Genomic DNA, 4,646 nt, shown 5'->3' with positions numbered 1-4,646 from the left:
CGAGCTGCGTAACCGGCTGTTCAAGGCGTCGCTGGCCATCCTGGTCGGCTTCGGGTTCGGCCTCTGGCTCGCCAGGCCGGTCCTCGACCTGCTGTCCCAGCCCTACTGTCAGTTGCCGGGCAGCACGCTCGCCGACGGTCGGTGCAACTTTGTTCAGCTCGGTCCGGCGGACGTGTTCCTGCTCAACCTGAAGATCGGCCTCTGGGTTGGGTTGATCCTCGCCGCGCCGATCTGGCTCTACCAGCTCTGGTCCTTCATCGCGCCCGGTCTGCACCGCAAGGAGCGGCGATACGCGTACGCGTTCACCGCGCTGGCGGCGCCGCTGTTCGCGGCTGGCGCGGTGCTGGCGTACTTCGTCACCTCGAAGGGGCTGGAGTTCCTGCTGCAGGTCTCCGGTGACGACATCAACACGACTCTTGACATCACCCGCTACATCTCGTTCGTCACCAACCTGATCCTGCTGTTCGGGGTGGCGTTCGAGTTTCCGCTGATCGTGTTGATGCTCAACTTCGTGGGCATCGCCAGCGCGAAACGGTTGCTCGGTTGGTGGCGGATCGCGGTCTTCCTGTTCTTCGCCTTCGCCGCGGTGGTCACCCCGACGCCGGACCCGTTCGGCATGACGGCGCTGGCGCTGTGCCTGTGCGCGCTCTACTTCGCCGCGGTCGGGGTCGCGTTCCTCAACGACAAGCGCCGGGGACGAGGCAAGGAGATCTACGCCGGCATCGACGACGACGAGGTCTCCCCGCTGGAGTTCGACAAGGAGCGGGTCGACGCGGGACGGCCGGTCGACGGGGTCACCCCGGTCGAGGCCCCCGAGCCGGTGACCGCGCCCAAGCCGATCGAGCGTCGCTACGACGACATCACCTGACCGAGCCCAACCGGATTGCTACGAACGCCGCCCCGTCGGGGCGGCGTTCGTCCGTATGGCGGTCCTGCGGGAGCCCGCCGGGACTACGTCCGCGGAGGTACGCCGGAATGCGTCGCCCGGACGACGCCCGCGGGCCCGCGCCGATCGACCATGGCGGGCATGACTGGTATCCAGCTGCCCCGACCGGGTGGCCGCACGATGACCCGCCCGGCCCCGGTCCGGTGGCGCGCCGGGCCGCGGCTGCGCAAGGTGCTGCTCCTGCTGCACATCGCCGCCGCCGGCGCGTGGCTCGGCATCGACATCGTGCTGGGTCTGCTGGTGCTCGCGGCGTTCACCCCCGGCGACGACCTCGGTGCCGCGGCTGCCCTCGCCAGCATCGGCTACTTCGCCACCTGGCCGCTCGCGGCCGTCGGTCTGCTCTGCCTGGCCACCGGAGTGCTGCTCGGCCTCGGCTCGAAGTACGGGCTGGTGCGGTACTGGTGGGTAGCGATCAAGCTGGTTCTCAACGTCGTACTGGTCACCCTGGTCGTCGCCGTGCTCGGCCCCGGCATCCACGAACTGACCGCGGGCGCCCGGGCGTCCCTCACCGACGGGCGCCCGCTCCCGGTGCTGACCGACCTGGCCTTTCCGCCGATCGTCTCCACCGCAGCGGTGCTCTTCGCGATGACCATCTCGGTGTTCAAGCCGTGGGGGCGGCTGCGACGCGCGGCACGCTGAGGTCACCGAGGCGAGAATTCACCCGTTCCGCCAGCTGACAGAGTCGGCGGGCCGGCGGGTACGGTGCTCGCCGTGACCGCAGACGATCACCTTCCCGCTGGCCCGCCGCCCGAGGGGCCCGTCGCCGTACTGGCCAACCCGACGGCCGGGCGTGGCCGGCACCGGGGACTGCTGCCGGATCTGCTGGACCGGCTCTCCACCGCCGGCCGGCCGGTACGGCTGCTGACCGCGACCAGTGCGGACGAGGCCGAGGTGGCCTGCCGTAGCGCAGTGGCCGACGGCGCGTCCGCGCTGATCGCGGTGGGCGGCGACGGCACCGTCCACCGGGCGCTTCAGGCGGTTGCCGGCAGCACCGTGCCGTTCGGGCCGGTCCCGGCCGGCACGGGCAACGACTTCGCCGTGGAGACCGGCTTTCCGAGCGACCCCCGCGCGGCGGTGGAGGTCATCGCTGCGGCGCTGCGGCAGGGGCGCAGCCGACCGGTCGACCTGGCCCGGATGACCGGGGCCGACGGCACCGTCCGCTGGTACGGGGCGGTCCTCGCGGCCGGCTTCGACGCCATCGTCAACGAGCGGGCCAACCGGATGCGCTGGCCGCGTGGCCCCCGCCGCTACGACCTGGCCATCCTGGCGGAATTGGCCCGGCTGCGCCCGCGCCGGTACACCCTCACCCTCGACGACGAGCGGTTCGAGGTCGACGCGGTGCTGGTGGCGGTCGGCAACGGCGCCAGCTACGGCGGCGGGATGCGGATCTGCCCGGACGCGGACCCGACCGACGGGCTGCTCGACGTGGTGGTCGGCGGTCGCTTCGACCGGCGCACCCTGATCCGGGTCAAACCCCGCATCTACACCGGCACCCACGTCACCCACCCCTTGGTGCAGACCTACCGCGCCCGCACGATCACCATCGAAGCCGAGGACATCACCACCTACGCCGACGGCGAACGCTCCCTCGACCTGCCCGTAACGCTCACCGCCGTCCCCCGCGCCATCCACCTCCTCCGCTAACCACCGGCCTCCGCCGGCATTGCTCGCCGATCATGCAGTTGTGGTGCCCCGCAAAGCCGGCGTATGCGGCGAAAGCAGGCACCACGACTGCATGATCGGCGGGGCGGGCCGGGTAGGGGTGGGGCGGGGGTTAGGGGTGGGTTAGGTCGAGGATGGTGCCGAGGCCGTTGGGGCGGCCGGGGTCGGCGGCGGGGAGGACCAGGGCGGCGCAGCCGGCGTTGACCGCCCCGGCGTCGGCGGGGGTGTCGCCGACCATCAGCGCCTCCTCCGGGTCGACGCCGAGCATGCCGCAGGCGCGCCAGAAGATCGCCGGGTCGGGCTTGCAGCGGCCCACCTCGTACGACAGGACGAAGGCGCCGACCAGGTCGGTGAGGCCCCAGGCGTCGAAGATCGGCCGGAGGTCGAAGCCGATGTTGCTGACCACGGCCACCCGCACCCCGGCCCCGCGCAGCGCGGCGAGGGTGGGTGCGGTGTCCGGGTAGGGCACCCAGCCCTCCGGCACCAGTACGCGCTCGTAGAGCGCCTCGGCGAGGCCGTCGATGCCCGCCTCGACCGTCGCGGCGAGCCCGGTGTACGCGCCCCGGTGGGCGTACGGGTAAAGGTCGCGGTCGGCCCACAGCTCGGCCAGCCGCGGCGGCACCCGGGCGGGCAGCGGCCCGCCAGCCCGGCCGGCGGTGAGCAGCCGGTCGGCCAGCGCGGTGGCCCGGACCCGGTCCAGTTGCACGCCGCACGCCGCCGCGGCGGCCAGCACCCAGTCGCGGGGCTCCTCCACCTGCGCGAGCGTGCCGTGGAAGTCGAGCAGCACCGCCTTCACGGGCCGGCGATACGGGCCCGGCCGGGCGGCGTCGTGGGTGCCGCGTACGGCGTCGGTCGGTTCGGCATGATCCGGCACGTGGTGCACCCTACCGACCCACTCCGACCCCGTTGCCGGACGGCCTTGCCGGGTGCCCGCCGGAGGCACGCACTAATCTTGGGGGCATGTCGAGCCCCGCCGAGCGGTATGCCGCGGCGCGCCGCCGGGCCGCGCAGGCCTCACAGTTCCCGGCGCTGGAAGAATTCGCCTCCGACCTCGGGTTCGACCTCGACGACTTCCAGCGGGAGGCGTGCCAGGCCCTGGAGCGGGGCAGCGGCGTGCTGGTGTGCGCGCCGACCGGGGCCGGCAAGACGGTGGTCGGCGAGTTCGCCGTACACCTGGCGCTGCGTGGCACGCCCGGGGAGCCGGCGCCGGCCGACGGTGCCCGGCGCAAGTGCTTCTACACCACCCCGATCAAGGCGCTGTCCAACCAGAAGTACCACGACCTGGTCGACCGCTACGGTGCCGACCAGGTGGGGCTGCTCACCGGCGACAACGCCATCAACGGCGACGCCCCGGTGGTGGTGATGACCACCGAGGTGCTGCGCAACATGCTCTACGCCGGCTCGGCCACGCTGGAGGGCCTGGCGTACGTGGTGATGGACGAGGTGCACTACCTCGCCGACCGGTTCCGGGGCGGGGTGTGGGAGGAGGTCATCATCCACCTGCCCGCCTCGGTCACCCTGGTGTCGCTGTCGGCGACGGTGTCCAACGCCGAGGAGTTCGCCGAATGGCTGATCACGGTGCGTGGCGAGACGACGGTGGTGGTCAGCGAGCACCGGCCGGTGCCGCTGTGGCAGCACATGCTGGTCGGCAAGCGGATGTTCGACCTGTTCCACGACGCCGACGCAGCGCGCAAGCACGACGTGCACCCGGAGCTGCTGCGCTACACCCGGGACACGGTGCGCCGCCTCGACCTGGGCGAGGGGCGCTCCGCCGGGCCGGGCGCCGGGCGGCGGGGGCCGCGCTGGCGCGGGCCGCTGCGGCCGGACATCGTCGACCGGCTGGACCGCGAGGGGCTGCTGCCGGCGATCCTGTTCATCTTCAGCCGGGCCGGCTGCGACGCGGCGGTGCAGCAGTGCCTGGCGGCCGGGTTGCGGCTGACCTCGCCCGAGGAGCGGGCGGAGATCCGCCGGGTGGTGGAGTCCCGGGTGACCGCCATCCCCGGTGAGGACCTGTCGGTGCTGGGCTACTGGGAGTGGC

General features: G+C 72.7%; 5 protein-coding genes. 4 read left to right on the top strand and 1 reads right to left on the bottom strand.

What is annotated here, in order from left to right:
- The 3 genes from tatC to AB0M52_RS30965 form a co-directional block, all read left to right on the top strand.
- On the top strand, nucleotides 1-868 hold an 868-nt coding region (gene tatC, locus AB0M52_RS30975), incomplete at its 5' end, for a twin-arginine translocase subunit TatC (RefSeq protein WP_363961052.1).
- 159 nt (nucleotides 869-1,027) lie between these two features.
- Nucleotides 1,028-1,585, top strand: coding sequence for a hypothetical protein (locus AB0M52_RS30970; RefSeq protein ID WP_363961050.1), 558 nt, complete (start codon nucleotides 1,028-1,030; stop codon nucleotides 1,583-1,585).
- A 63-nt stretch (nucleotides 1,586-1,648) separates the two neighbouring features.
- A complete protein-coding gene (locus AB0M52_RS30965) occupies nucleotides 1,649-2,590 on the top strand; it encodes a diacylglycerol kinase (protein ID WP_363961048.1) in 942 nt (313 codons plus the stop codon).
- A gap of 130 nt (nucleotides 2,591-2,720) precedes the next feature.
- Here AB0M52_RS30965 and AB0M52_RS30960 read toward each other — a convergent pair whose 3' ends face one another.
- Nucleotides 2,721-3,404 carry an HAD-IA family hydrolase gene (locus AB0M52_RS30960; protein ID WP_363961054.1) on the bottom strand — a complete coding sequence of 228 codons (684 nt, stop codon included), beginning with the start codon at nucleotides 3,402-3,404 and terminating at the stop codon, nucleotides 2,721-2,723.
- Between the two features lie 164 nt (nucleotides 3,405-3,568).
- Between AB0M52_RS30960 and AB0M52_RS30955 the strand changes: the two genes are divergently transcribed.
- A partial coding sequence (locus AB0M52_RS30955; protein ID WP_363961046.1) for a DEAD/DEAH box helicase occupies nucleotides 3,569-4,646 on the top strand: 1,078 nt, incomplete at its 3' end.

It is taken from the genome of Micromonospora sp. NPDC051296 (assembly GCF_040682255.1).
In the GTDB taxonomy this organism is placed as follows: Bacteria; Actinomycetota; Actinomycetes; order Mycobacteriales; family Micromonosporaceae; genus Micromonospora; species Micromonospora craterilacus.
The sequence above is the reverse complement of the archived record's forward strand: the minus strand, read 5'-3'. Positions and strand labels throughout refer to the sequence as shown.

Bases quoted from the DNA above. Each gene is read 5' to 3' on its own strand.
- AB0M52_RS30970 (WP_363961050.1), top strand. From the start codon at position 1,028: ATGACTGGTATCCAGCTGCCCCGACCGGGTGGCCGCACGATGACCCGC.